We start from the raw sequence: 26,140 nt of genomic DNA, 5'->3' as shown, positions 1-26,140 counted from the left end.
TCCAAAAAACCAATTCAGATACGTTCAAGAAGGGCGAGCGCCGCCTCCGACGGCTTGACGCCAAGTCCCGGGCCGGCCGGCAGGTAATATCTTCCTTCCCGGCAATCCATGTCACCGGTAAGCAGGCGACGGTTGGGCTCGAAAATCGAGTGCTGGAACTCGTGGCTGTTTAAAGTCGGCAATGTCGATGATGCCTGCAGGCTGGCGGCAAGGAAGATGCCGGCACCGACTGTCGCGTGCGGAATGACGTCAATGCCATGCTCGGCAGCAAGAACGCCGATGCGGATAAAATTGGTGATGCCCTTGTGCCCCATTTCCGGCTGCACGATCGCGATGCGGCAGCGCTCGACGCGGGCGCGCATGTCCCAATAGGTGCGCCATTCCTCGCCAACGGCGATCGGTACATCTGTTCCTTTCGATACCTTTTCCAATCCGGCAATATCCTCCGTCCAGACCGGCGCCTCAGCGAACCACGGATCGAACAATTTCATCTCGGCAATCAGTTCCAGCGCGCGTTCCGGCGTCTGGTTCCAGTGCATGTCGGCGGCAATTTTTGCCTGTGGGCCAAGGACGTGCCGAAGATTGGCGATTTCCGCCGCCGGGCCATCGTCAGCCACCGGCGTTGCGAATTTGAAGGCGTTGAAACCACGGTCCTGCCAGTATTTAGCCAACTCCCCCCGCTCTCTCAACGTCTTTTCCGGCAGCCCGGAAACATAGGCCGAGAAGCTGTCCAGGCCGCCGCCGAGAAGGTCGCGAACCGATTTTCCGGCTTCCTGGCCGGCGATATCCCAGAGCGCAATATCGAGTGCGGCCAGCGCATCAACGTAAAAGCCCCCGGTGTAACCGCGCACGCGCATCATGTCGTAAAGATCGTCATAGATCGCAGAGGGATCGGAGGCGTCGCGGCCGATCACGAAACCGGCCAGCAGATCGTTGATGATGGCCGCCACCGCACCCGGCGCGACGATACCATAGGTCTCGCCCCAGCCGACAACGCCGGCCTTGGTCGTCATCCGCACCAGCACGCTGCGGTCAAAGGTAGGATAGACCGTTCGATTGCCCTTGCGCACGATATAACCGTTTGGATTGACGACCTCGCCTTCCCTGAGTGCGCCAAGATACGGAACCTTACGTGGCTGTGTCAGCGTAAAGACTTCGACGGTTGCGACAGGGCTGTTCATGCGGCCTCCGGGGCCGCAAGGCCCAGCTCAACCAGATTGGCGTCGATATCGGCAATGGCCGCCGCATCAAGCTCGGGTGTCGGCGCACGCACACTCACGCCTTCGATTACGCCACGACGCGCCAGCACATATTTGGTCAACCGCATGCGATAAACCGCCTGTAACACCAGAAGCGGCAAGGTGCGGACATAGATCTTGCGAGCCTCCTCCCGTCGCCCCGCGACAAGTGCCCGGTCGATGGCCACATGTTGCTCAGCGATCTCCAGCGCCGGCATGGCCGCCGTGGCACCACGGGCATATTCGTCGAGAATGTAGCGCGCGCCACCACCGCCGATGACGCCCTTCAGCGTCGCAGGCGCTTGGGCGATGATGTGGCTGATGGCGGGGCCAGCGGGGAGCGTCTCTTCCTTTACATAGGTGACCTTAGGCAAGGCACGCACGATCTCCACGATCGCCTGCGGCGAGAGGTCGGAGCCGCGCGGCGCAGGCGCGTTCTGCAGGATGATTTCAACTTCGGGAAGTGCTTCGACAACCCTGCCAAGGAATTCGATCAGCGCCGGTGCATCCGTGCCGACCGATTTGGGCGGCTGCACCATCAGGTGATGAATGCCAAGCGCCGATGCCGCCCGTCCATGCTCGACCACGTCACGCCAGTCGGCAGCACTGGCACCGGCGACGACCGGCACCCGCCCAGCCGCAGCATCCACGACGATCTTCAGCAGGGTTGCGCGCTCGGCGGCGCTCAAAGTCTCCACTTCGCTAGCGAAACCGGGAAAGACGATTCCATCCACGCCCTTGTCGAGCGCAAAGACCACAAGCCGCTTCATGCCTGCTTCGTCAATGCCGCCATCAGCCAGAAACGGCGTGGGCAGAACGGGCAAAATCCCCCTGAGGTCAACCACCATCTTATCCTCCAAAATTAGTATCATATATTGACACCTTGAATTCACTAATTGACACTATCCAGTCTTCCGACTTATGACAAGCCCACAAATGAAATGAATGAGGAGGTCAAGACATGGCAGCACTGCCGACATCGATCATCGTTGACTGGGGTACGACATCACTACGAGCGACGCTGGCTGGTGAAGGCGGCGAAGAGCTCGATCATCTTGAAACTGCCGACGGCATTACAAGCCTTGATAAGGGTAAGCATGAGGCGGCGCTGATGGCTGCGCTTGCACCCTGGTTCTCACTTCACGGGGCCTTGCCCGTTGCCGCACTCGGTATGATCACCAGCCGCAATGGCTGGGTAGAGGTCGCTTATGTTCCGTGCCCGGCAGGCCCTGCAGAACTTGCCGCCGGCACGGTGCGAGGCTTGCTGCCGAACGGGTCCGATCTCGTTTTCCTGCCCGGTTTGAACGACCCCGCGCGCCAGCCCTTCCCGGACGTGATGCGCGGTGAGGAAACCCAGATCGTTGGCCACGGCCTCGGCGGAGACGCCACCCTTATCGTCCCCGGCACCCACAGCAAGTGGGCGCGCATTAAGGGGGGACGAATCGATGGCTTTCAGACATTCGTGACTGGTGAAATTTTCAACCTTCTCATCAATCACTCCTTCATTGCGCGAGGTTCCGCGCAGCCGCCGGTCGATGATCCGGAAGCCTATCGCTGGGGTTTGAGAGAGGCAAAGCAATCTGCCGCCATGCTGTCGCTGCTGTTTTCATCGCGAACCGGCGGCCTCGTCGGCCACCTATCGTCGGAGCAGCTGCGTTCCTATGTGCGGGGACTGGTCATCGGGCAGGAGTTTCGGCAAGCCCGAGAAGCCGGATGGTATGCTGAAGGAGAAGACGCAGCTATCGTCGGTAATGACGGGCTCAACGATCTCTACGTGGTTGCCGCAGATATATTCGGTCTCAAGACATCCGTGGCTGTGGATGACACCCTGACGAAAGGGGCGCTGGCTATCCTTAAGCAAACACTATCTTAACCTCGATTTTCCGCCGAGCCCCAGATTGCGTCATTCGTCTTTCAAGCCAGATGTTTCAGGACTGCCATGTACGACTTCCCAGCTAATATCGGCACCAGTCGACACGAAAACGATATCATTGCCATTCTTGCCCGCCTTCAGCGCATCGGTCTTCCAGACAACCCGATCGCCTTGTATGGATCCTCCTCATTTCGGATCTGGAGCTCAGTCGCCGAGGATCTTGGCTCGCTGGATATCGTCAATCTCGGATTTGGCGGCGGCACGTACCTTTCTGCCAGCCACTACCTGCACCAAGTCCTTGTTCCACTGAAGCCAGCCAAAGTGCTGCTTTATTTCGGTGAGAACGATATTGCTAGCGACGGCCTCAAGGCTGAAACAACTCTTCGGCACCTGCAGGATTTGCGTGATCGCATCTCTCAAGCGTTACCACGCGCGGATGTGGTTGTTCTGGCGATCAAGCAAAGTCCAGCGCGCTGGATTTACCGCCATGAATTCGATCTCTTTAACCAAGAGGCGCGCGACTGGTGTAACAGTTGCGAACACACGACGTGGTTTGACCCGAACGTCGGCCTCATCGGGGAAAACGGACTGCCCATGTTCCGTTATTATTTGCCAGATCTGGTTCATCTAAATGGAGCAGGATATGCGGTTTGGTCGGAAGCGCTCAGAACAACCTCGGGTCTGCTGAACTGAGGCAAGCGGCAAACCTCTTGTAGCTCTTGAAGGGACTCGAACCTGAGACACGCAAAGCGCAAATCTCCCAGTCTTGATAGTGTGCACACATTATCCTTGAAATCTTTTTCGGCCCAAACTAATAACATGACAAATTTTGTATAGATTACTATCCATTCTTTAGTTTGCAGGACCGAAAGATCGAAGGCGAATGGGCGATACCACCGATCAGTTGGATACCGCATTCATTCGAATGCAAGACATACTTCGTCATCGCATTGTCCGCATCGTCCACGAGCATGCTCTGGCTGAAGAGATCGTTCAAAACGCTTACCTGCGCGCCCGGACGGCCTCGGTAGTGCATCCACTGGAAAACCCAGAGGCATTTTTGTGGCAGACAGCGAAAAATTTGGCCATTGATCATTGGCGTAAGGCCAAGGTCAGGTCGATTTACGAAGCCCGGAATCTTGAGGAAAATGAGCTAAACAATATTGCCTCCACAGACCCATCTCCCGAGGCCTTAGTGATTCAACGAGATTTGCTCCGCGCATTTTCTCAGGCCCTGCTAAAACTCCCGCCTCGCACCCAGCAGGTCTGGATATTGAGCAGGATCGATGGAATTTCCTATCCGGAAATCGCAAAACTGCTGAGCGTTTCACCGAACACCGTATTCAACGACATCAAGCTGGCGATGGGCGTGTTACTCGATCTAAAATCACAGATCGATCCTCCTTGAAGATGGCGTCAAACCTGTTGGTGTATTTTTTTGTGAGATCGCCAGATATGAAACGTCTAGGTACATGTGGGAACGTCCGGTTCGGAAGGCACAGATGGTTTCGATGAATGACACCCTGTCGGAAGAAGAAAACTACAAGCACTCCGACCCCGTCACGGATCAGGCGCTGGAGTGGTTCATAATTATTCACGCCGGTGGTCCACCGTCGGCTGCCGAACGTGAAGCGTTCCAGGAATGGTTAGCTGCTTGTCCCAATCACGCTGAAGCTTTAGAGCGGGTAAAAAATCTCTGGAGCTGTCCTGAAACACTTGTTGTTTCAAAAAAACTGCAGGACGCCAACGAAACCGTTCCTTCGACGTCCAACAAACCCAAAAACCCGGCAAATGATGCCGGCGTACGACGTCGGTATGCCCTCGCAGCTGTTGCTTCTATTGTGATGGTCGCAGGGACAAGCCAGATGATACTGGCATTTAATGGATCGCCGAAAGCTGACTTCACCACGCAAGTCGGGCAGATCAGCACCGTCAAACTTCCCGATGGTACGACTATGCAACTCAATTCGGACAGTGCAGTTGCGCTTGACTTTTCTGCGACAAAGCGTGGGGTGCGGATCATTCAAGGTGAGGCTTGGTTCGATGTCGTCCACAATCAATCTGTGCCGTTTCGTGTGACCGGACAATTCACCACGACAACGGTTGTCGGCACGGCTTTCGATGTGCGGTTAGGAAAGAATGATGATACCGTAACGCTCGAGCGAGGATCGGTGTATCTCGCCCATCAACGCGAAAACATACGCCCGGTCTATCTGGCACCTGGACAAACAGCACGCGCTACGGACCAACATATTTTGGATCCATTGCCCACCGATAAAGACGAGGCATTGGCATGGCGCGAAGGTCGAATTGTCTTCACCGAAAAGCCACTTCGTCAGGCTCTGGACGAAATCTCCCGATACTGGAATTCACAGGTCTTCGTTTTGAACAGATCAATCCTGGATATACCTGTCAGCGGGAACTACAGGGTCGATAGCGCGAAAGAAGCTCTCAACGGAATTGTCAGCGCTGTCGGTGGCAAGGTCACCTACCTTCCTGGTGGCATCACAATCATTCGTTAAACACTCAACTTTTTTTGTGAGATCCATTCTCCTCTTTCGTCAATTCCATTGAGGCGTCGTGATCAGCGGCGCAGACGTGGTTTTGTAAGGGCGCGCCTAGCGCTCTGGACATGGGGACGACAGTGCATACAGGGTCGAAGCGCGGACAGAGTTTCGCTGCGTTACTGGTTACGACAGCGGTTACATCTACCTATCTGATCCCCAAAAGTTCTCATGCGCAGGAAATCTTTGTAGAGAATACAGTGACGTTCGCGATAGAGGCGCAGCCACTGAACGCAGCCATCAACAGTTTCATCCGGCAGAGCGGGTGGCAGGTTGGTTATGCGGCGGCTGTTGTCAGCGGCAAGCGATCAAACCCCGTATCAGGCAAAATGGCACCACTTAGAGCCCTTGAGGCTATGTTGTCTGGCTCAAACGTTACGATCCGTTTGTCCGGTTCCAACGCGGTTTCGCTTGTCGGGGCATCCACAACCGAGCAGGCAACTGACGGTACAACCGTCCTTGAAACAATTGTGGTCAAAGGCGCGCGTGGTGGCGTGGGTCTCGGTACAGATCGTGTCGCTGACACCGGCACAAGTACGCTTCACGGTGGACAGATCACAGTCCGTGCGGAAGGTAACGATGCCAACGGTATTCTGCGCAACCTTCCCAATGTGCAATACCAGAACGATGTTGACGACGACGCCGGCATCACGGCCCAAAGCGTGATCGACCTTAAGCCCCGTGAAGTCTCGATCTCAGGTGCGCGAGTCTATGAGAACAACTTCATGATCAACGGCATGGAGATCAACAATGTGACCGGCAGTCAAGAGCGCTACGGGTCAGAAGAGCCCTCGTCTGCAGAAGGAGCGGCTCCAAACGCTGACCGGGTCTTCGGGCTTCATTCGCAAACAGTCTATGTTCCCACTGATTTCATAGAAGAGGCTACTGTCATCGACAGCAACGCTTCTGCCAAATACGGAAATTTCCAGGGTGGCGTTGTTTCTTACAAGTTGATGGATGCCCAGAAGGACCGTTGGACAACAAGTGTCACGACCGACTATACGTCTAGCGACTGGACGACTTTTAACCTCGCTACGAAAGACGGATTGAACCCGAATGACGTCGCACCCAACGACTTCAGGAAACGGCGGTCGTCCATTTCGGTCAGCGGTCCGGTAACGGACAACGTCTCGGTGCTGGGACAATACAGCACGTCCACCGCTTCCACCGAAAAGGACAAGAGCTACCGTTACACGGAAAATCGGCGGGTGGAACAGGATTCCGAGAACAAATTTTATCGCTCGCAGATGACAGCGGAAACCGATCTCGGCGATTTCACACTTGAGGGCGCCTACACAGACTATACCCAACTCTTTGAAAACGCCACGTGGAGGAACATGGCGATGGATGTGCAAACCAAAAGCCTCACCTCCAAGCTTCAACATGACTATGAATTTAACGATTTCAGCCTTGGTGGCGTAGCGCTTACAAATGTCAAATTGCGGTCCAAGTTGACCTATGGCAAGTCGGTTACAATAAACGACATGAACGGGAATGTTGCCAAAGCCTTTGTGCAACAGACTACACGTGCCGTCAAAAATGGCGGCGGTATCTTCACCTCGACTGAACTATCCGAATGGTGCCGCACCGACCCCACCAAAACCACCACTCGCTGCTACGACGGCGCAACCGGAGACAAGGAGCAAGGTCAGGAGCAACTCGGATGGTCGGAAGAACTGACGGGTGATATCTGGAATGGTTCGTTCACCGTTGGCACAGAATATACACACACCAACGCTTATCGCAGGCGCCCAGAGGACGCTTTATACTATGGCGCTTATACCTCGCTTGGCGACGTTTCGAGCACGATCACCGCGTTTAATTGCAACACGACTGAAGAGTGCAGCAGCGAACAATTCGCAAGTACCAAGATTATTTACAAGGCGTTCGACATCAAAGCTGAACTGAACGCCTTCAATACCTACGCAGAGATCGATCAAACCTGGGATTGGCTGAACGTACGGGCTGGTGCGAGACTTTCATACGACGACTACATGAAAAACCTCGATGTCTCGCCTCGTCTTGTCGCAACCGTGACGCCTTGGGATGACCTTTCGGTCTCGGCAGGTGTCAACCGGTACTACAACGCACAAAGCCTTGCTTTCGCAATTCGGGATCAGCAGCCACGAGCACAAACATACACACGTGGTCAAACCGGTGGAGTTGTCGGTGATACTTGGACGTCCGCTGTTATTACGGGGAATTATGCCAACAGCGCTTCCGATCTCAACACACCATACACCGACGAGATCACCTTTGGTCTCTCCGGCAAGGATCCAGTTTTCGATGGAGATTGGAGGCTGCGTTTTCTTGATCGCCGATCGAAAGATCAGTTCGCTTCGCAGACAAGCGGTCAAGGCCGTATCCTCACCAACGACGCTCATGGTGCATATCAGTCTGCGACCGCCGAGTATTCCAAAGAGATCGACGTGACCTCTATTGATCGTCTCGAACAGCTTCTCTTTAACGCCTCGATAACGTGGTCCAAAAGCAAGGTGTCCAATGACAGCTACTTCGAAGACAATTTTGAGGACGATTATATCTGGTACAAGGGCAAGTCATACACTCAGGCCGGCTTCGCTGTCGTAACCGGCAACATGGATATTCCGCTCCGCCTCCAGACCGGGCTTTCCAGCACGTGGTTAGATGACAGCCTGCACGTAGATGTTTCGGCCAATTACAATCTTCGCTATACCGGCGCAAAAAATACCGATGCAACAATAATCGTCGATGGAGTTTCTCACGAAATTTACGAAGACTTCGACTTCGACGCAGCTTTGACCGTCGATTTGTCGGCCGACTACACAGTCTATAAAAAAGCCGATGCCAGCCTCGCATTTAATGTCAAAGTCAACAATCTGTTCGACGAAACAGGGAACGCAACTAGCTCAACATCAAACCCCTGGATAATCGGCCGCACAGTCTGGGTCGGCGCCAAGGCAACGTTCTAATGATGAAATTTTTTTGTCTCGTCACCATGTCCATCGGCCTTATCCTCTTTTGCGCGCAGACCAGTTTTGCAGGCGAAGCAACATGGGATCCTCGGCTTACACGGGGAACGCTCGATAACGGACTGTCCTACATCATCTATGATAGCGAAAAGTCGGAAGATCCGTTCAACATCCGTTTGATCGTGCATGCGGGTTCTGTCGACGAGGAAACGCCAAGCGGCGTTGCGCACATACTCGAACACATGGTTTTCCAGTCAAGCGAGGCACATCCTGAAACCTTACACCGCTATTTCCAGCATATCGGATGGCGGACCGGCGTTCAAATCAATGCCGTCACCCGCGAAACCGAGACTCAATTCATGGTGCGTACGCGTCCAAACGATGCGCTCGATCTCGAAGGTTCTCTGGCGCTTATGTCTGACCTCGCATTTGGTTCGAAACTGCTGGAAGCAGACTGGGAAAAAGAACGATCCGTCATCCTTGAAGAGTTGCGCCAAGGAAATAGCGTCGCCGACCGCATAAGCCGTCAGAAGAAAGCTGTCTTGCGCGTCGGATCACGTTATGTGGACCGCCCGACGATCGGCACGCGTGACGGCATAGAGAAGGTTACCATTGCCGACATTCGTGCATTTCACGAGCGATTTTATGTACCCGCCAACATGACCCTCATCCTGTCCGGTCGCATCGACAAGCAGATCGCCGTGAACGCCATCCAGCGGCTTTTCGGCTCCCCGCCGAAGCAGCCACGCCCGGATCGCTCATATATCAAGCTTCCGCTGAGGAACGGTATAACGACGGGACTGGTTCAGGATGAAAAAGGCTCCTCGTCTCAGGTCACCTACGCACTGCGCATACCCATGCCAGATCGCAAAAGTGAAGATGGCCAGTTCGCGTATCTACAAAATTATTTTCTGACACGCCTCATACGAGACGCCGTTCAAAGCCAAGCCCTTCACTTCCGTCAGAAAGTCGATGCTCTCACATTTGTCGCGCAGGAGACGACCGAGGAACGGGTGATATTCGCTTTCAATGCACGCACGCACAATCATGCAAAAGCTTGGCCAATACTGCTGGAGACGGTCGAGCGCCTGCGCCGAAACGGGATTTCCGAGGATGGCTTCCATTCATTGATAGCCAATGCGCGGCGCATCAACACAAACAACGTTGAAGCCGCGCAAAAAAGAACGTTCGCCGAATGGGAGGACAAAATCGCCTCCGCTGTCCTTACTAGCTCCGTGGTCGAAGACCCGCAGGCGCGCGCAGAGAAAACGACTGCTTTGCTGGATCGCATAACGTTTGAGGGTCTCAATCAACGGATGCGGGACATGCTATCCTCGCCCGATAAGATTCTGTTCTATCAGCTTGAAGGCAACGTCACGAGGGTGCTGCCCACTGTTGACGAAATCAACATTGCGAATGCGAGGTTACGAGCGCGCGATATACTTCCTGCGTTGCCAGAGATCGTCGGGACACCGCGCGCTGCCAAAGAAGAAGAGCCGCCGAATTGGCCACGAGATGCTCAGCTGTCGTCACGTACCGGCAAAATCATCTCGGAGACCCACAACAAGGATCCATCGATCATAGAATGGCACCTTTCGAATGGCGATCATGTCGTATGGCTGGAGCGACAAACTCCGGATGACAAGATCTATGTGTCGGCGCAGTCCCATCCTGGTTACATGAACGCCGAATTCGGCAGCATCCTCTCCCAAACCGCTATCCAGCTATGGCAGCAGAGCGGCTTCCGCTTCTGGTCACAAAATGAATTTGATCGCTGGCAACAGTCACAGAAGCAACGCTGGAGTTGGGTTCTCAAAAAAGGATCACTGGATATCGCCGTCGCCGCTCACGCGGATCAATTGCCATCGCTTCTCGAGCAATATGCTTCGAGTGTTGCATTCGGTATGGTTCGAGAGGAAGCATTGGACGAGTTCCGGATACAGGCAGCATCCATCGAACACACCGACGACTACACGCAGCTTTTATATGGTTCCGTTGCTAAAGAGCTGTCCACCATCGACACCAGTCGCGTTACGATAGACAGCCTGTCTACTGCAGCACGGGGATTACTGTCTGCACCTGTCACTTGGTTCGTGGTCGGATCGTCTCCGGACGGCATCATCAAGACGGCCTTCACTGAGGTGATTGGCGGAGTTTCCCGCAAAAAAAAGCTTTCCAAGAAACCCGTGCTTCAACGCAATGGTATCCATAAGGCCAATATCGAAACATTTGATACCGACAAGGCACGCGTGAAAATGTCTTTTTTTTCACCGATGAACTGGACACCAGAGGGTGCATTCATTGTATCGACGCTGACGCCAATGACTCAGCAAGCGCTCAAGAACAAACTGAGGCTGGAACTGGGCGGCATTTATTCCGTGCAGTTCGAACTTGAACTTGATCCAGACTCGAACCGGATTATTGGCAATCTGTCGTTCGAATGTGCACCTGAAAAAGCCAGTGGACTGGCGAACGCGGCTATTGGTGTGCTTGAGAGAATGCCAGAGTTGGCGTTTAAGGCAGATGTTTACCGACTTCAGGCTGACATTGAGTTTGCTGAAAATGGCCGGCTCGCCGATCCGAATACATGGTTACGTAGGCTAGCGGTCAGCTATCTCCGATACGGTAATGGGGGATATCTAAACCGCGTGAATAGCCTTGGTAAGCGCCTCACCCCGTCTTTGCTAGCATCCCACGCGCGTGCCGCATTCCGTACGGACAATATCGCAGTGTTGGTTCAAATGCCAAAACGATAGGGCATGTTAGTGGCTGGATGGGGACCTGCATGGAATTAGAAATGACATTGCTGCGGTATGCGGGCGCATCGGTGATCTTTGCGATTTTTATCGTCTCTTATTTTATGTTGATGCATGCGCGCAGGGCATCTGGTTTATGGCGACGTTGTGCGATTATTCTACTGACATATACCGCTTGTGTCGGATTAGCGATCGCTGGTGCCACAGCCGTGAGTTGGTACATTGAGTGGCGAATTGCGTCATATAATCCAAAAGAGCCGTGGTGGATGAACTCAACCGTACCGCCAGGCTACGAATACCTCCTAGACATGTGGATCCGGGACACCGGACGAGCAATGGTGTTTATCACAGCGCCGGTATTCACTCCGCCGGTCATGTTGTCGGTGTACATCTTTATTGTGCTTCAGGGTTGGTTCTGCAAGCTAATTAATCGGACTTACAAGTAACTTAATGATCTGCGCAATTTCAATTCCAAAATCGTGCGCGCCCTGAACTGTTTACATCGCCTTGATGGGACACGAACCTTTATGCCCGCTATTATAGTGCAGTAGCAGTTAAAAGGAATCGAGATTTCACCTACATAGTCACTGATACCGAGCGTTAACGTATGCTTGGGTTACAAGCACACGACAATTCAGACAAACCGCTAAGGCGCAGCATTCGCTAGACTGCCAAATGACATAGGGTCCAAACTAAATCGATCACGCCGCAGATGGCAAGTGTTCACCGCTGGCGGCCAACAGGCGCTTTGTGTACGCGTGTTGCGGATCTGTATAGACCTTGCTCGTCAGCCCTTGCTCAACGATCTCACCTCGATACATCACGATCACGGACGTTGCGAAATCGCGCACCAACGCAAGATCATGGGCGATGAAGATATAGGACAGGCCGAAATCCCGCCGTAGCGTCTTCAAAAGATCGATGACTTGCGCCTGGATCGAGACATCGAGCGCAGATACCGCCTCATCGCATACGATCACCTCCGGCTGGAGCGCAAGCGCTCTGGCAATGGCGATACGCTGGCGCTGCCCGCCCGAAAACTGATGCGGATGGCGATCGATGTGGTCGGCGGACAGGCCGACGCGCTCCAGCAATTCAATCGAGCGCTCGCGCCATTTGTCTTTTGGCAGTACATCCGGGTGGATGGCAAAAGGCTCGGATATGATCTGGCCCACCGTCATACGGGGGTTGAGAGAAGCCGTCGGGTCCTGGAAAACGAACTGCATTCGACGGCGCACTTTGTAGGTTTCCGATGCCGACATGCCATTCAGATCGTGTCCATCAAAGCGGATGGTGCCGGATGTCGGGACATCCAAACCCAGCAACATACGGGCCAGCGTCGATTTCCCGGAACCAGATTCGCCTACGATCCCCAGCGTCTCGCCGCTTTTCAGGGTAAAGCTGGCATCATTGACAGCGCGCACGCCGGTTTCACCGGCTTTCATCTTGCCGGGGGCAACACCATAGATACGCGAGACATGATCGACCTCCAGCAGCGGGCGCTCCGCACTGGTCGCAATGGCAAGCTGCGGGGTGATACCATGGCGGCCCGGCATCGCATCCAGCAGTTTGCGGGTATAGGGGTGTTCGGGCGCGTTCATGATAGTGGCGGCATCGCCGCTTTCCACCACGCGCCCGTGCTGCATCACCACCACGCGGTCGGCGACCTTTTCGACAACGCCGAGATCGTGGGTAATCAGCACCATGCCCATGCCGCTTTCGGCCTGAAGCTTTTTCAGCAAGGTCAGAACCTGGGCCTGAACCGTGACGTCGAGCGCGCTGGTCGGCTCATCGGCAATGAGCAGATCCGGTTCCAGCGCAATCGCCGAGGCGATCATGATGCGCTGGCGCTGGCCGCCAGAAAACTGGTGCGGATACTGCTTCGCCCGTCGCTCGGGGTGATCGATACCCACACGCGCCAGAAGATCGATGACTCGCGCGTGGGCGGTCTCGCGATCGACGCCGTGAACGCGCAGTGTTTCAGCAATCTGCCAGCCGATGGGGTAGACGGGGTTGAGGGCTGCCAGCGGGTCCTGGAAGATCATCGAGATGTTCTTGCCATTGATCTTGCGGCGCTCATCCTTCGGCGTCAGAAGCAAATCCTTGCCACGATAGAGAATTTCACCCTTCGAGATGACGGCTGGTGGCGCATCGACCAGATCGAGAATGGCCGAGGCGCTGACGCTCTTGCCAGAGCCGCTTTCGCCGAGAATGGCGAGTGTTTCTCCCCGGCGTACCGACCAGCTAACATCGCTGACGGCGTGAACCGTGCCGCGTCTGGAGGGAAAATGGATGCTGAGATTCTTGATTTCCAGAAGAGGTTTATCAGTCATTTTTTCCCACCGTTGTTTGCAGGCGCCAGCGTTCGACCGGGTCGGTCGCAATTCGCAGCCAGTTGGAAAGAAGGTTTAGCGCCATGGTCACCAGCATGATGGCGACACCTGGCCAGAAGGATAACCACCAGGCGGAACCGAGATAGTTGCGGCCATCGGCCACCATCAGACCCCAGGTGACTTCGGGCGGCTGGATGCCGATGCCCAGAAAGCTGAGGCCCGATTCGACCAACATCACGAAGGCCATTTCAAGGGCCGCGAGATTGATCAGCGTCGGCATGACCATCGGCGCGATATGGCGCAGCAGGATACGGTCCGTCTGCGCACCCATGGCACGCGCTGCGGTGACGAACATGCGCTCCTTGATCTCCAGAACTTCGGCACGCACCGTGCGCAGAAAGATCGGGATACGCGATACCGCCAAGACCAGAATAACATTGGTCACGCCGGGATCGAACACGAAGAGCACGATGACCGCGAGCAGCATGGACGGAAAGCTCATGATCGCATCCGCCAACCGCAGCAGAACCGCGCTGACCCAGCCACCCTTGTAACCGGCCACCAGACCCAGCAGACCGCCCATGATCATAGAGATCAGCACGGCGCTTCCGGCAATCAGCATGGTGTTTTGGCTGGCGACGATGATGCGCGCTAACAGACTGCGCCCCAGCGCATCGGCGCCCAGAATGAACATCCAGCCCTTGCCGAGCGAAAATGGCGGCGCGTTACGCGCCATGAGATTAACGGCACGGGCCTGATCGGCCAGCAACCATGGTCCAACGACGACACAAACCAGCACAATCATTAAAAGGATTGCTGAGAGGGTGGCGACCTTGTCGTGCCAGAGCACGGACAATATCTCGCGAAAAGCGGAGATCTTTTTCGAACGTGAGGCGGGAGAGAGCGCGCGGGTCACGTCAGCTGTACCGGATACGGGGATCGACGAGGGCATAGGTGATATCCACAACGATGTTGATGATGAACACGGCAAGCGCTGTGACAAGCACGGCGGCCTGGATGACGGCGAAATCGCGCAGCATGACGGAATCGATCATCAGCTTGCCGATGCCGGGAAAGCCGAACACGGTTTCGACAATCACCGCGCCATTGACGATGCCTGCCGCCTGATCGCTGGCGACAGTGATGACCGGCAACAAAGCGTTGCGCAGTGCGTGCACGAAAATGATTGCGCGCGAACCCACACCTTTGGCCTTGGCGGTTTTGACGTAAGCGGAAGACAATGCGGTTATCATTGAACTGCGCACCACCTGAACCAGCACCCCGGTCGGCCTTAGTGTCAGCACGGCCACGGGGAGAACCCAGTGCAATGGCGTTCCAGTGCCCGATGTTGGAAGGATGCGCAGTGTCACTGCAAAAACCAGAACGCCGACGATTGCCACCCAGAAGTTTGGCGTACTCGCACCGATCAGCGATAGCAGGCTGGCGAGGCGGTCAAAGACACCGCCGGGACGGAATGCGGCTAGCGAGCCCGTGATAACAGCCACGACAATCACCAGCGGCATGGTGATCGCCGCCAGCATCAATGTGGTCGGGAAGGCCTGCAACACGACATCCACGGCGGGACGAGAAAATTGCAGGGATTCACCCATATCGAAATGCAGCAGGCCGATGAAGAAGCGACCGAACTGTACATAGAGCGGATCGTTGAAACCAAGGCGCTCATTGAACTGGTGGCGCACTTCCAGCGACGCATCCTGCGGAAGATAGAGATCGGCGGGCGAGCCGGTCAGCCTTGCCAGAAAGAAGACGAGTATGATCAGGGCAATCAGCGAAAACACGCTCTGCAATGACCGTTTGAATATGAAATTGCCCAAATCAGCCTCCTCCGCCGGATGTGGGAAACGCACCATATGCGTCACAAAAGGATATCAGTGCCAGACTGTGGCATCCCGGTTCCTTGGCCAGGATGCCACAGGGCAATCATTTCAGCTTCAATCGTGCAAGCTGAAGTTCGACCGCATTGGCAATGGTCGGCGTGAAATCGATGCGCGAACCAACCCGCATATAGTTGACCATGTAAAAAAGCGGCACGTCGGAAACGATGTCCTCGTAGATACGGCGGAAGACCTCGTTATATTCAGCAACACGCTTGTCACCGGATTGCGTTCCAGCATCGACAATCAACGCATCCAGTTGTGGGTCGTGCAACTCGCTCTGGCGGCCATTCGAATGATATTTGAAGAAGGCCGTGAACGCGGCATCGCCACTATTGTTGTCATGCATGGTCAGGAACACATTGGGCTGGCGCTCTGCAGCAAAAGGCTTGTTGGCCATTTGCAGCCATTGCGACATTTCCAGGTTGTCCAGCTTGATGTTGAGGCCAACGCCGCGCAGCATTTCAGCGGCAGCTTCCACGAATTCGTTGCTGTTAGCAAACATCGCGGGCCTTCCGACCATGCGGATTTCCTTGGTGACATCGACGCCTGCGGCCTTCGCTTCGGCCAGCAGCTTCATTGCCTGTTCAGGATCGTAGGGCCATGGCTTGAGCGCAGTATTGAAGCCTAGAACGCTGGGACCGATCTGCTGGGTTGCCAGTTCAGCCTTGTCGCTGATGATGCTGCCCAGAAACGCCTTACGGTCGATGGCCAGATTGATGGCTTTTCTGACCCTTATGTCATTGAGCGGCGGAATATCCACCGACAGACGAAACATGGCGCTATCTGAATTGGGATAGACCTTGTCTGTCTCAGGGTTGGTGGCATCCTGAGGGGCGATCGAGAATGCCAGATCTGCCTCGCCGGTTTCAACCATGGCAGCGGCAACAGACGACTCTGTGCGCCAGACGTAGGTCGCTTGGTCGATCAGCGGCTTTTCGCCCCAATAGGCATCGTTACGCTTGAGGACGACTTTTTCGCCCTGGGTCCAGCTATCGAACTTGTAGGGACCGGTGCCAATCGGCTCGGTGGTATATTTGCCCTTCGGCGTATTCGGCGACGCAATGGCAAGCTGAGCCAGAAGCGTCGGCAGGATTGGCACGGGGTTTTTGGTGGTGAATTTGACGGTATGAGCATCGATCTCGGTTGCCGTGATATCCGTGCCATCGAAATATTTGGTGCGCGTGATACAGGTCAGCGCCGGATCGGTGGTCCGCTCGACGGAGTAGATCACCGATTTCGCATCAAATGGTGCACCGTCATGGAAATTGATACCCTGGTGCAGCTTGAACACCCACTCATTTGGAGAGGTCTGCTCCCAGCTTTCCGCAAGGCGCGGCAAGGTTGTGCGCTTTGCGTAGTCGAGTTCGACCAGCGTTTCCACGACATTCTGTTTGATGATACGCCCGATTACCGAACGCGGTGTTTCGCAAGGGTCAAGCCTGTCCGGCCCTGCGGGCAGTACAATCTTGACTGTCTTGGATTGCTGGGCTGCCACCTGCCCTGCGGAAAGCAGAAGGGCAGCAGAAAGCCCCATGATGATAGATGTCCTGATGGTCACAGACGGTCTCCTCCCTGTCTGTCAGATGAATATTTTCGACGTCTCAGCCGTTGACGCGCCTGAGACGCGCCTCCTGATATCCCGCAATCTTGATGCGTTCTTTTTCTTCCTGGGCGCGAATGCCCGGCAAAAGGCCGGCGGCTAGATCGGCGGGAACGGCAACGATACCGTCGTCGTCACCGAGGATCAGATCACCCGGATTGACCACCATGCCACCGATAGAGACCTGAACGTTGATGGCGCCCGGTCCGTTTTTGTATGGACCTTTGTGCGTGACACCCCGCGCATAGCATGGCAAATCCGAAGCGCGGATCGCCGCGACATCGCGGATCGCACCATCGATGACGAAACCGGCGACACCAATGGACTGCGCATGGGTGAGAATGATTTCGCCGATCAGCGCCTGGCTGATATCACCACCGCCATCGATGACGATGACATCGCCCGGCCGTGCAACCTTGAGGGCCGCATGGATGGCGAGATTATCGCCATGCCGTGTTCTCACCGTCAATGCGGTGCCGACAAGAGAACCGCCAGAATGATAGGGCATAATGCCATTGGCCCCTGGCAAACGCGCCATGTTATCGCTCACGATGGATGTAGGGACGCCTATGAACTCGGCGATAATATCACCTGCTACCGGTGCGGGCGTGGGGAACTCTTCAATCGTCATGATAACCTCCTGAATGCAGCGGTTTCTCCTCAAACCATGTCCTGCTATCTCCAGCGGTAATCTAAGCTTGCGTTTTTACTAAAAAAAGCGATATTTTGCGATATCAGTAAATCGCTTTTCCGAATGAAATCGATGTTCACGATAAAACAGATGGAAGCCCTTTACTGGGTCACAACACTTGGTGGTTTCGAGGCGGCGGCCTCGTATCTCAACGTCACGCAATCGACAATTTCCAAACGCATCGGAGAACTTGAGAGCCAGTTCTCGACACCTTTGTTTGACCGGAAGGGTCGCCACGCCACGCTGACCGGCAAGGGCGAGGACATTAGGGAGATCGCAGAACAGATCTTGCGCCTGAATGATCGACTGGCCATCACGGCCCGCTCGGCCAATGCGGCTCCCTTCCGGTTCCGCCTTGGCGTGACTGACCTCGTCGCGCTCTCATGGTTGCCCGAATTGCTGGCGAGGATTCTAGAACGCAATCCGGATATGCGACTGGAGCCAGAGATCGATCTGACCTCTGGGCTATTGGCGCGGCTTATCGAACGCAAGATCGATTTCGTCATATGCCCACGCGTGAGCCAGCATCCGCAATTCGTCAATTCTCCTCTCGGTGAAATCGAACTGGTATGGATGTGCAGCCCGAAACTGTACGATCAAGGCAATACGTTACAAACCGAAGATCTGATAAAACTGCCTTTGCTGATCCAATCTCCCGGCTCTATTCTCCGACCGATCCTGCACGATGTCATCGACAATCCGAAATTGCCGTTCACGAAGACGATCTCATGCAACAATATGATGGCGCTGGCAGAACTGGCCGCGTTCGGCATGGGTATTACTATATTGCCGAAAGCTTTTTTTAGTCGTCACGTCAATGAAGGACGGCTGCGTATCGTGAAGACGAATATTCCCCTGCCGAAGCTTGAATATTTCATCACATACCGCAACGATTACAATGGTGCATTCTTTGAGGAGATCGCTAACCTGTGCCGCCAAATTTGCGATTTTACAGCTCGCGAGTGACCTCACAAGCCGAGAAGCATGTTTACTGCTCTTGAACGGATACGAACCAGCCTCCCGTAGAGGTTAGTTAACTACTTGAAATATCGAAGACACAACGCCCGGCTGCGAGACCGTACGTTTCATTCGTGGAGGCAGCATTATCGAATTTTCATTTTGCCTGCCGGAAAAGACATTTTGGCTAAGGTAAACTAGAATTTTGCGAGCTGCCGTTGATTCAAACCAGCGTTACAGACATACCGGAAGAGACGTGGCGAGCAGTGATCGCGTGGCTGATTTTGGCTGGTTGGTCTGCGCGAACCGGCGGTGGCTTCGATTTTTCATGGGCGTCGCTCACACTTCACGGAATACAAATAGACAAGGAATTCGACAATTGGCATGGTGGCGATATGGCGTTTGAGAACCGTCACGCATCCAAAATCATCTGCTCCCTTCCTGCAGACCTTCTTGACCGGCTCAAAATGTAGAAAACATCTGCCAGCTAGTCGAGGCACGGAGCTGCATGCTTCCCATGCAAAGCGGACGATCGATAGTCAGCCCGACCCAACCCTGTACCGACTATCGGCAGGGAGTGATATTTGAGAAACGCAATCGCAACCTCGTTCGGTATCGCCTCCATCCTCGTGGTGAGCTTTTCTTTCCTCATCGGCTGTTTTCTTTTTCTGGCTCCATCGGGAGGCGGATTTTTCCCGGATCTCGGTTTGGTGGTCGGCCTCATGGGAATAGCCACTGGATCTGATTTCCTGGATTTGTAACGGTATTTGCTGGTTAGCTGGTAAACGCGTGCGCTGGCTCGCAGCCGTGCTAGTTTCCAGGGGTTGTTGACACTGCTCATAGCGAGCTGGATCGTACGGGCCGCATGACATTGCCGGTGGCAGGCGTGGTCTTAAAGCGAAGATCACACGAACGATCCAGCCCGACTCTGTTGATTAGATGTGAAGGCGCGAACCGGCATCACCAGTGTCGTAGCGCAACTGGTGGACTGTTACTCTCGAAATCGATTCCTCAATTATGATCGCGACTGCGCATTTTTCTCCACATTGGCGCGATCACAGTTCCCATGGCAGCCACGGCAACCGCACCAATGATGATGGCGAGCACAGCCTGCTGGGCAGATGTTGCGAGCCAACCGACGACGGATGGAGCGAAGGAGATGGCAGAAACGACCACAGTGGAAACATCGTTGATGAGGTGTTCGGGACCAGCATAACTAAGCTGGGCAAGCCCGTGCACCAAGATACTGCCTCCGACCCACAGCATCGCCGCAGTGCCGGCGGCTGCAAGCACTTTGAGGAAGATAGGCATGCCGTAGACGAGACCGCGACCGATGACCTGAAGGACCGAAGAGGAGGTCTTGGCCATCGCAATGCCAACGTCATCTGCCTTCACGATAAGCGCGACAAAACCGTAAACGGCAAGCGTGATCAGAATACCCACGGCAGCGAGCACGAAGCCCTGCATATAGACACTGGACTGCGAAACATCGGCCAGCGTCAGCGCCATGATTTCTGCTGAAAGGATGAAATCGGTGCGAACGGCGCCGCTGACCTTCTGGTTTTCAAGAGCGACCGGATCGAGCTCTTCACCCAGAACCTGCTTTTCGTGACCGTGCGCAGCATGCGGGAAGAAAACCGCATAGAGCTTTTCGGCCCCTTCGTAGCATAGGTAGACCCCACCGACCATGAGCAGCGGTGTAATAACCCACGGCGCAAAATAGCCGAGAAGGAGCGCGGCCGGCAGAAGAAACAAGAGTTTGTTCTTCAACGAACCCAGTGCGATGCGGGCGATGATCGGGAGCTCCCGGGCAGGACTTAGCCCCACCACATATCGCGGCGTGACCGCAGCATCATCGATGACGACGCCTGCTGCTTTACCGGTGGCTTTGACCGTTTGCGCCGCAACGTCGTCGAGTGACGCAGCGGCCAGCTTTGCGATTGCCGCGACATCATCGAGAAGCGCTATCAGACCTGTTGCCATGAAAAATGGAGCCTTTGTATTTTGAAATAAATGAACATGAATTCGCGTCCATCACGGAACGAAGACCGAGATCGCCTTTTCCCTGATATGAAACGTCACGGGTGTGTTGGTCTTTAACTCGCCGTCGAGATTGACTGCGCGCGGCTTGCTGGTGCGAATCGTTAGATGCTTTGTCGAGAACGACCGGACATCGCTCCAGTCGCCATGCGTACCCTTGCGCAAGCTTGGCAAAAGCGCCAGCAGCCTCCACCAATGGTCAACCTCGAGACTGTAGAAATCCAGCATGCCGTCTGTTGCCGTGGCATCTGAATGCACGGTCATGCCACCACCATAAAAGCGCCCATTGCCGACAGCCACCTGCAAGGTTCGCAGTTCTTCGGTCTGTCCGTCATGCTCGAGCGTTGCGGTGAACAGTCGTGAACTGGCGAGCAATCGAGCAGCGACAATGCCGTAACCCAGTTTGCCCCAATGCTTCTTGGCTTTCTCAGTCAGCGACATTGCCAGATCGGCACTGAAGCCGACACTCGCCACATTGAAGAATGGATGCCCGTTCGCTTCGCCGAGGTCGATCCTAGTCGTGTTGCCTTTAGCGATGACATCCACCGCCTGGGCGAGATCGGAGGGCAGACCGATGGTGCGGGCAAAATCATTTGCCGTTCCAAGCGGCAGAACGCCTAAGGGAAGCCCCGCTTTCAAAAGCCCGCCCACCGCCCCGTTCAGGCTACCGTCGCCACCGCCGACGATGACACGATCTACCAAGCCAATATGCTCTTCTATCGCCTGGGACGTCGTACTCGTATAATCGGCGGGTAGCTCGGTGAAACGGATTTCAGCTTGCTGCAGCAACCGTCGCACCTCGGGCAGACTGTCTTTTCCTCTGCGGGAATTCGGGTTGACCAGCAACAAGGCTGCTTGTGACGTCATACTCTCAGTTTCTGCGCGCGTTTGCGAAGGTTAGAATAATAGCTGGTTGTTCACTTTCAAAAAATCGACCGCTTTTTATATGTGCACTGCAGCATCCGTCGTCAATGGCGTGCTTGTGAGTCACACCCCGCATATCGAATTACAGAAAAAATGAGTGTTGATTTTCAGCAAGATTTAATCAGCGTTCCCATTTCGCGTAAGCCACAAGATCCGGTGTAGTGAATTGTGCAACACCAATTTTCTCCGGTGTAGGTGGATCAACGCGAAACGGAAAACTGGTTTAAATGCAGCTGGAAAACCGACAATATGTTTGCTTGAAGCTGGCTGTGTTCGCGCTGCGCTAGGTACTCCTTATCGAGTCTTATGCGTACGTTCTAATGGTACGGTTTGGTAACCTATGATATCGTCGCGCCGATGATGAATTCGGAGCTCACAATGCCCCAGACCAGCTACAAGATCAGCGAAGCCCGTAAGAATTTTGCGGAAGTGCTCGAGCGTGCCAACCAAGGCGAGGAAATCGTGATTATGCGCGGCAATGAGGTCTATGCCCGCATTGGACCCGCCACCGATGGCAATAAGCGTCCTTTTGGCCTTTTGCGCCATCGTGGCCTTCCTGACGATTTGTTCGATGCCGTGGACGCCGAGCAGGCCGCGATCGATGCGGGCGACTGGAACGACGAGGCCGGTGTCTGGCAGGGCAAGCCTGGCGAAGCCGGGCAATGAAGATTCTTCTCGATAGTCATGCGATCTACTGGTGGGCAATCGGCAGCGAAAGGCTTTCTGCGCGGGCACGCGCACTAATCGAGGACAAGACGAATGTCGTTCTGGTCAGTGCCGTTTCGTTCTATGAGCTCGATAACAAGATGCGGCTGAACAAGCTCGACCTGAAGCCACAGGAGTTGCGAGCAGCCGTGACAGCCAGTGGCCTGCAAACTCTTGCCATAACCGATCTGCACGCTGAACTGGCAGCAAGCTTTGACTGGGACCATCGCGATCCCTGGGATCGCATTCTTGCAGCACAGACGAGACTGGAACATTGCGTGCTGATCTCAACGGATGTCGTGTTCGACACTGTGCTGAATGAGCGGATCTGGTGAGGCAGGGATGAAAGTATTTGTCGAGATAGCGGAGGCCGCAGAACGGCTTGAGGATTTGATTGAGCTGGCGCTCCTCGGTGATGAGATCGTAATCTGTAGAGACGGGACGCCGGCTGCATCCTTGACCCCGATCGAGAAAAAAGAAGAGGCGATGGACAAGTTCATGGCTCTTGCTGCAGAAGGCCGCAAGAATGTTCCAGTCGGCACCACATCCAACCACGACGACTTTTATGATGAGCATGGATTGCCGATATGAGTGGTCTTGATCGCCGCTTGCGTGAGCTCGACACGATTGCAGCGGTCTTGCCGCTCGAACGCCGGGACGAACTTGCGGAGCTTTTGACCGATCAAGATATCGAAACGCTTCGACATCTGGTCAATGAAGGCATGGGTGCCAACACGCTGCGCGCGTTGACATCAGACCTTGCCTATCTGCAGGCCTGGTCCATTGCAGCGACCGGAGCCTCCCTCCCCTGGCCTGCACCTGAAGCTCTGCTGCTCAAATTCGTTGCCCATCATCTGTGGGATCCCGAAAAGCGCATTAGCGATCTGGGTCACGGCATGCCGCAGAACGTCGATCGTCTCCTGCGCGAGCAAGGGCTTTTGAAATCTATCGGTCCTCACGCACCCGACACGGTAAGGCGTAGGCTTGCATCTTGGTCGACACTGACGAAATGGCGCGGCCATCAAGGGGTATTCTCCTCCCCTGCCCTCAAACAAGCGATACGCCTGGCCGTCCGTGCCACCCCGCGTCCACGAAAACGCAAAAGCGCCAAGGCTGTGACCGGTGACGTCCTGGCAAAGCTTCTTGCGACCTGTAGCACCGATAGCCTGCGCGATGTCCGTGACCGGGCAATTTTGATGGTGGCGTTTGCCTCCGGCGGTCGTCGCCGCAGCGAAATCGCCGGGCTGCGCAAAGAGCAGTTGACTGTTGAGGTGCCGATTGCGGTCGACAACGCCCCTCCCCTCCCCTCGCTTTCCATTCACCTTGGCCGCACAAAAACATCCGGAAGTGAAAACGACGACGTTGTTTATCTAACGGGGCGGCCCGTCGATGCATTGAATGCATGGATGACGGCCGCGCGCATCGATAGCGGAAGCATTTTTCGCAAGATTGATCGGTGGGGAAATCTGTCGAAGCATGCTCTGGAACCGGGTGCCATCAACGCGATCCTGAAACAGCGTGTGGTTATGGCCGGGTTGGAGCCTGGGGAGTTTTCCGCTCACGGCCTGCGATCCGGATATCTGACGGAGGCCGCGAACCGGGGCATTCCCCTCCCCGAGGCTATGGAGCAATCACGCCATCGTTCCGTTCAGCAGGCATCCAGCTACTACAACAATGCCACACGGCGCAGCGGTCGAGCCGCGAGAATGCTGTGACGGAAAGGCTCGGAACTTAGTCCATGACAATCTTGTTCAAAACGACGATTACTGAAGACAAGGCATTTGCAAAAATCGAGGAGGCGCTGAACACCGGTCGCGAATACGACGGCTATTTCAGTGTTGCGGACGATGATGGCGAGACGCCTTTATCCTGGGGACCCTCGATGAGCGGCGAAGAATTTCTCGCGAAAGTGAGAGAAATGCTGGAAGTGACGTGGAAAGCAGCCCGGTTTTGGGTTGTCTATGACCGTCGAGAGGATCGTGGAGATTCTGACGCCATCACGATGCGCAATGCAGCGTTTCGTATCACTCGCGGATATAACGGCGTCATCATAGCTTCGTTAAGCCTCTTGGGACGCAAAGACGCCTTGCAAGATCTCGAACTGATTTTTGTCTGTTTCAAAGAAGATTTCCAACGTCGAAACTTTAGAATTCGCTTTGAGAACAAACCCATTACATCTCCATGAGGCCGGGTCAGCTTTGCGTCCTTAGTGGTCATTGAAACTGATGCTCGTGAAGTCAGCGGTCTTGCCGTTCCATGTGCCGGATGCAAAGGCGGTTACCGAATGCCCTGTGGGCGGACCTTCATCCAGACGGCCCACCGTTAAACCGAGCTTGTCAAACAGTATGATCCCAACAGAAATCGCAGCGTCCCCATTTAGCTCCTCCAATGCGCGGAGTACCTCCAATCCATTCGTTCCGAAAACAGATATTCCTCGAAACATAACTACCCCAATATCGTAGAAGGCTTCGATCTCTCTAACGCGATTTCCTCGATAACGTACGACTGGCGCTTTGGTACCGCGATGCTCACTGAACGTATCAGGACGAAGGCCTCGTCTCGACCCGTCTGGTGCTCCGATATGTATGGCGACATCCTCTGGAGTCATGCCGAATTTTATGGGCCCAATTCCTGAGAAAGAGTCGATAAGCCATGTCATATCAGTCTTCTCCATAACCGATTGAGAAATTAAAGGATGCGCACATTTGAGCAACCTCACTGACCGCTTCGGGCCAACAGGTGACCATCTCCGTTAGAGTGTCATTTTGCCTTCTACCGGAACCACATTGGCTTTGTCTCGAATGCCGTATTCTCCGGCACATTATTGAGACGGCACAGAGCGCGGGTGGCGTGTTCGCGTGGTGATTGACTGGCACGCGTGGTTCTTATGCTGCGCTTAAGGCCAGCCGGAAGCCAAGCGCATGAATGATTTTGTGCATCGTTTCATAGCGAAGCTTCGATCCGGGTTTCAGGGCCTTGTATAAGCTTTCGCGACCGAGGCCGGAAACCTCCGCGATCTTCGCAATTCCGCGTGCCTTGGCGACATGGCCCAGCGCTGCAATGAAAACGTCCGGGTTTTCGTCTTCCATGGCAACGATCAAATATTCCATCGTGGTTTCTTCGCTATCCAGATACTCCGAAGCATCGAACTTGCTGAATTCCGTCATGGTCATTCCTTTCCGATTGTACGGGCCATTTCGATGGCCTTTTGAATATCGCGCTTTTGGGTGGACTTGTCGCCGCCGATCAGCAGCAGGTAAACCGTTTCGCCTCTGCGCGTGTAATACAGGCGATATCCCGGTCCGAAATTAATGCGCATTTCTGAAACGCCCGGCTTCCAGTCGCCAAGGTTTCCATTCTCTGCCGCAGTGATGCGATGAAGGATGCGAACCTTGCCCTTGGTATCTTTCAGGGCTTTCAACCATCTGTCGAACTGATGTGATTTCTCGAAGGTGCTCATGAGTTTTTGTATCCAATTGGATACGACTTTGCAAGAAAAAAGTTAGCGGACAAAGCCAGTGGATGAGCCTGTCTGGCGCTTAAGAGTGGTGCGGTTACTCTCCATTTCCGGCAGTATGAGGACAAGATCTATCGGCTGGAAAGGATAACC

At 54.7% G+C, this 26,140-nt stretch carries 26 protein-coding genes; 14 read left to right on the top strand and 12 right to left on the bottom strand.

Features of this window, described 5'->3' with window-relative positions; translation table 11 throughout:
* Positions 1 to 14: 14 nt before the first annotated feature.
* Together CPJ18_RS06600 and CPJ18_RS06595 are read right to left on the bottom strand one after the other, a co-directional pair.
* Positions 15 to 1,181 (bottom strand): mandelate racemase/muconate lactonizing enzyme family protein, encoded by a 1,167-nt coding sequence (locus tag CPJ18_RS06600; RefSeq protein ID WP_103657472.1) that lies wholly within the window; start codon positions 1,179 to 1,181, stop codon positions 15 to 17.
* Positions 1,178 to 2,086, bottom strand: a complete 909-nt coding sequence (locus CPJ18_RS06595) for a dihydrodipicolinate synthase family protein (protein ID WP_103657567.1) — start codon at positions 2,084 to 2,086, stop codon at positions 1,178 to 1,180. Before CPJ18_RS06595 ends, CPJ18_RS06600 begins: the two co-directional genes overlap by 4 nt.
* A gap of 113 nt (positions 2,087 to 2,199) precedes the next feature.
* Between CPJ18_RS06595 and CPJ18_RS06590 the strand changes: the two genes are divergently transcribed.
* The 7 genes from CPJ18_RS06590 (at position 2,200) to CPJ18_RS06560 (ending at position 11,828) form a co-directional block, all read left to right on the top strand.
* Complete coding sequence (locus tag CPJ18_RS06590; protein WP_062451852.1) at positions 2,200 to 3,111, top strand: 2-dehydro-3-deoxygalactonokinase; 912 nt, start codon at positions 2,200 to 2,202, stop codon at positions 3,109 to 3,111.
* Between the two features lie 66 nt (positions 3,112 to 3,177).
* Entirely contained in the window at positions 3,178 to 3,804 is a 627-nt protein-coding gene (locus tag CPJ18_RS06585; RefSeq protein WP_103657471.1) for a GDSL-type esterase/lipase family protein, read from the top strand.
* 190 nt (positions 3,805 to 3,994) lie between these two features.
* Positions 3,995 to 4,519 carry an RNA polymerase sigma factor gene (locus CPJ18_RS06580; RefSeq protein WP_245445352.1) on the top strand — a complete coding sequence of 175 codons (525 nt, stop codon included), beginning with the start codon at positions 3,995 to 3,997 and terminating at the stop codon, positions 4,517 to 4,519.
* Positions 4,520 to 4,613: 94 nt separating this feature from the next.
* Positions 4,614 to 5,633, top strand: coding sequence for a FecR family protein (locus CPJ18_RS06575; RefSeq protein WP_167397850.1), 1,020 nt, complete (start codon positions 4,614 to 4,616; stop codon positions 5,631 to 5,633).
* A 242-nt stretch (positions 5,634 to 5,875) separates the two neighbouring features.
* A complete protein-coding gene (locus CPJ18_RS06570; RefSeq protein WP_167397849.1) occupies positions 5,876 to 8,626 on the top strand; it encodes a TonB-dependent receptor in 2,751 nt (916 codons plus the stop codon).
* On the top strand, positions 8,626 to 11,382 hold the full coding sequence (locus CPJ18_RS06565; protein ID WP_103657468.1) for a M16 family metallopeptidase: 2,757 nt from the start codon (positions 8,626 to 8,628) through the stop codon (positions 11,380 to 11,382). Before CPJ18_RS06570 ends, CPJ18_RS06565 begins: the two co-directional genes overlap by 1 nt.
* Positions 11,383 to 11,411: 29 nt before the next feature.
* Positions 11,412 to 11,828: a hypothetical protein gene (locus tag CPJ18_RS06560; RefSeq protein WP_103657467.1), complete on the top strand. Its 417-nt coding sequence runs from the start codon at positions 11,412 to 11,414 to the stop codon at positions 11,826 to 11,828.
* Between the two features lie 255 nt (positions 11,829 to 12,083).
* Here the strand turns inward: CPJ18_RS06560 and CPJ18_RS06555 are convergent, their stop codons facing one another.
* The 5 genes from CPJ18_RS06555 to CPJ18_RS06535 all read right to left on the bottom strand — a co-directional run bounded on the left by CPJ18_RS06555 (position 12,084) and on the right by CPJ18_RS06535 (position 17,844).
* The gene (locus tag CPJ18_RS06555) at positions 12,084 to 13,715 is read right to left on the bottom strand and encodes an ABC transporter ATP-binding protein (RefSeq protein WP_103657466.1); all 1,632 of its coding nucleotides are present in this window, start codon (positions 13,713 to 13,715) and stop codon (positions 12,084 to 12,086) included.
* Positions 13,708 to 14,520 (bottom strand): ABC transporter permease, encoded by an 813-nt coding sequence (locus CPJ18_RS06550; RefSeq protein WP_245445363.1) that lies wholly within the window; start codon positions 14,518 to 14,520, stop codon positions 13,708 to 13,710. The genes CPJ18_RS06555 and CPJ18_RS06550 overlap by 8 nt, the downstream gene beginning before the upstream one ends.
* Positions 14,521 to 14,632: 112 nt before the next feature.
* Positions 14,633 to 15,550 carry an ABC transporter permease gene (locus tag CPJ18_RS06545; RefSeq protein WP_103657565.1) on the bottom strand — a complete coding sequence of 306 codons (918 nt, stop codon included), beginning with the start codon at positions 15,548 to 15,550 and terminating at the stop codon, positions 14,633 to 14,635.
* Positions 15,551 to 15,656: 106 nt separating this feature from the next.
* On the bottom strand, positions 15,657 to 17,171 hold the full coding sequence (locus CPJ18_RS06540) for an ABC transporter substrate-binding protein (RefSeq protein ID WP_245445351.1): 1,515 nt from the start codon (positions 17,169 to 17,171) through the stop codon (positions 15,657 to 15,659).
* A 43-nt stretch (positions 17,172 to 17,214) separates the two neighbouring features.
* Positions 17,215 to 17,844, bottom strand: coding sequence for an RraA family protein (locus tag CPJ18_RS06535; RefSeq protein ID WP_103657463.1), 630 nt, complete (start codon positions 17,842 to 17,844; stop codon positions 17,215 to 17,217).
* 132 nt (positions 17,845 to 17,976) lie between these two features.
* Here CPJ18_RS06535 and CPJ18_RS06530 point away from each other — a divergent pair, with 132 nt between their 5' ends.
* Both CPJ18_RS06530 and CPJ18_RS27050 read left to right on the top strand, forming a co-directional pair.
* The gene (locus tag CPJ18_RS06530; protein ID WP_167397848.1) at positions 17,977 to 18,870 is read left to right on the top strand and encodes a LysR family transcriptional regulator; all 894 of its coding nucleotides are present in this window, start codon (positions 17,977 to 17,979) and stop codon (positions 18,868 to 18,870) included.
* A gap of 575 nt (positions 18,871 to 19,445) precedes the next feature.
* Positions 19,446 to 19,622, top strand: a complete 177-nt coding sequence (locus tag CPJ18_RS27050; protein ID WP_194287484.1) for a hypothetical protein — start codon at positions 19,446 to 19,448, stop codon at positions 19,620 to 19,622.
* 250 nt (positions 19,623 to 19,872) lie between these two features.
* Here CPJ18_RS27050 and CPJ18_RS06520 read toward each other — a convergent pair whose 3' ends face one another.
* Both CPJ18_RS06520 and CPJ18_RS06515 read right to left on the bottom strand, forming a co-directional pair.
* A complete protein-coding gene (locus CPJ18_RS06520) occupies positions 19,873 to 20,844 on the bottom strand; it encodes a DUF808 domain-containing protein (protein WP_103657460.1) in 972 nt (323 codons plus the stop codon).
* A gap of 51 nt (positions 20,845 to 20,895) precedes the next feature.
* On the bottom strand, positions 20,896 to 21,768 hold the full coding sequence (locus CPJ18_RS06515; RefSeq protein WP_103657459.1) for a lipid kinase: 873 nt from the start codon (positions 21,766 to 21,768) through the stop codon (positions 20,896 to 20,898).
* A 435-nt stretch (positions 21,769 to 22,203) separates the two neighbouring features.
* Between CPJ18_RS06515 and CPJ18_RS06510 the strand changes: the two genes are divergently transcribed.
* From CPJ18_RS06510 to CPJ18_RS06490, 5 genes are read left to right on the top strand one after another with little or no spacing between them, the layout of a single operon-like run.
* Positions 22,204 to 22,491 carry a type II toxin-antitoxin system Phd/YefM family antitoxin gene (locus CPJ18_RS06510; protein WP_103657564.1) on the top strand — a complete coding sequence of 96 codons (288 nt, stop codon included), beginning with the start codon at positions 22,204 to 22,206 and terminating at the stop codon, positions 22,489 to 22,491.
* Complete coding sequence (locus tag CPJ18_RS06505) at positions 22,488 to 22,865, top strand: type II toxin-antitoxin system VapC family toxin (RefSeq protein ID WP_103587495.1); 378 nt, start codon at positions 22,488 to 22,490, stop codon at positions 22,863 to 22,865. Before CPJ18_RS06510 ends, CPJ18_RS06505 begins: the two co-directional genes overlap by 4 nt.
* The gene (locus tag CPJ18_RS06500; RefSeq protein WP_245445350.1) at positions 22,849 to 23,121 is read left to right on the top strand and encodes a type II toxin-antitoxin system Phd/YefM family antitoxin; all 273 of its coding nucleotides are present in this window, start codon (positions 22,849 to 22,851) and stop codon (positions 23,119 to 23,121) included. Before CPJ18_RS06505 ends, CPJ18_RS06500 begins: the two co-directional genes overlap by 17 nt.
* The gene (locus CPJ18_RS06495; RefSeq protein WP_103657458.1) at positions 23,118 to 24,245 is read left to right on the top strand and encodes a tyrosine-type recombinase/integrase; all 1,128 of its coding nucleotides are present in this window, start codon (positions 23,118 to 23,120) and stop codon (positions 24,243 to 24,245) included. Before CPJ18_RS06500 ends, CPJ18_RS06495 begins: the two co-directional genes overlap by 4 nt.
* Before the next feature lie 23 nt (positions 24,246 to 24,268).
* The gene (locus CPJ18_RS06490; protein ID WP_103657457.1) at positions 24,269 to 24,715 is read left to right on the top strand and encodes a hypothetical protein; all 447 of its coding nucleotides are present in this window, start codon (positions 24,269 to 24,271) and stop codon (positions 24,713 to 24,715) included.
* Positions 24,716 to 24,736: 21 nt separating this feature from the next.
* On the opposite strand, the gene CPJ18_RS06485 is transcribed toward CPJ18_RS06490, so the two are convergent.
* The 3 genes from CPJ18_RS06485 to CPJ18_RS06475 form a co-directional block, all read right to left on the bottom strand.
* Positions 24,737 to 25,189: a hypothetical protein gene (locus CPJ18_RS06485; RefSeq protein WP_146258653.1), complete on the bottom strand. Its 453-nt coding sequence runs from the start codon at positions 25,187 to 25,189 to the stop codon at positions 24,737 to 24,739.
* Positions 25,190 to 25,415: 226 nt separating this feature from the next.
* Positions 25,416 to 25,703 carry an addiction module antidote protein gene (locus tag CPJ18_RS06480; protein WP_197710892.1) on the bottom strand — a complete coding sequence of 96 codons (288 nt, stop codon included), beginning with the start codon at positions 25,701 to 25,703 and terminating at the stop codon, positions 25,416 to 25,418.
* On the bottom strand, positions 25,700 to 25,990 hold the full coding sequence (locus tag CPJ18_RS06475) for a type II toxin-antitoxin system RelE/ParE family toxin (RefSeq protein ID WP_103657455.1): 291 nt from the start codon (positions 25,988 to 25,990) through the stop codon (positions 25,700 to 25,702). Before CPJ18_RS06475 ends, CPJ18_RS06480 begins: the two co-directional genes overlap by 4 nt.
* Positions 25,991 to 26,140: the final 150 nt, after the last annotated feature.

It is taken from the genome of Agrobacterium rosae (assembly GCF_002915175.1).
GTDB classification, from domain to species: domain Bacteria; phylum Pseudomonadota; class Alphaproteobacteria; order Rhizobiales; family Rhizobiaceae; genus Agrobacterium; species Agrobacterium rosae.
Note: the sequence above shows the minus strand (reverse complement) of the source record. Positions and strands in the feature narration are given on the sequence as shown.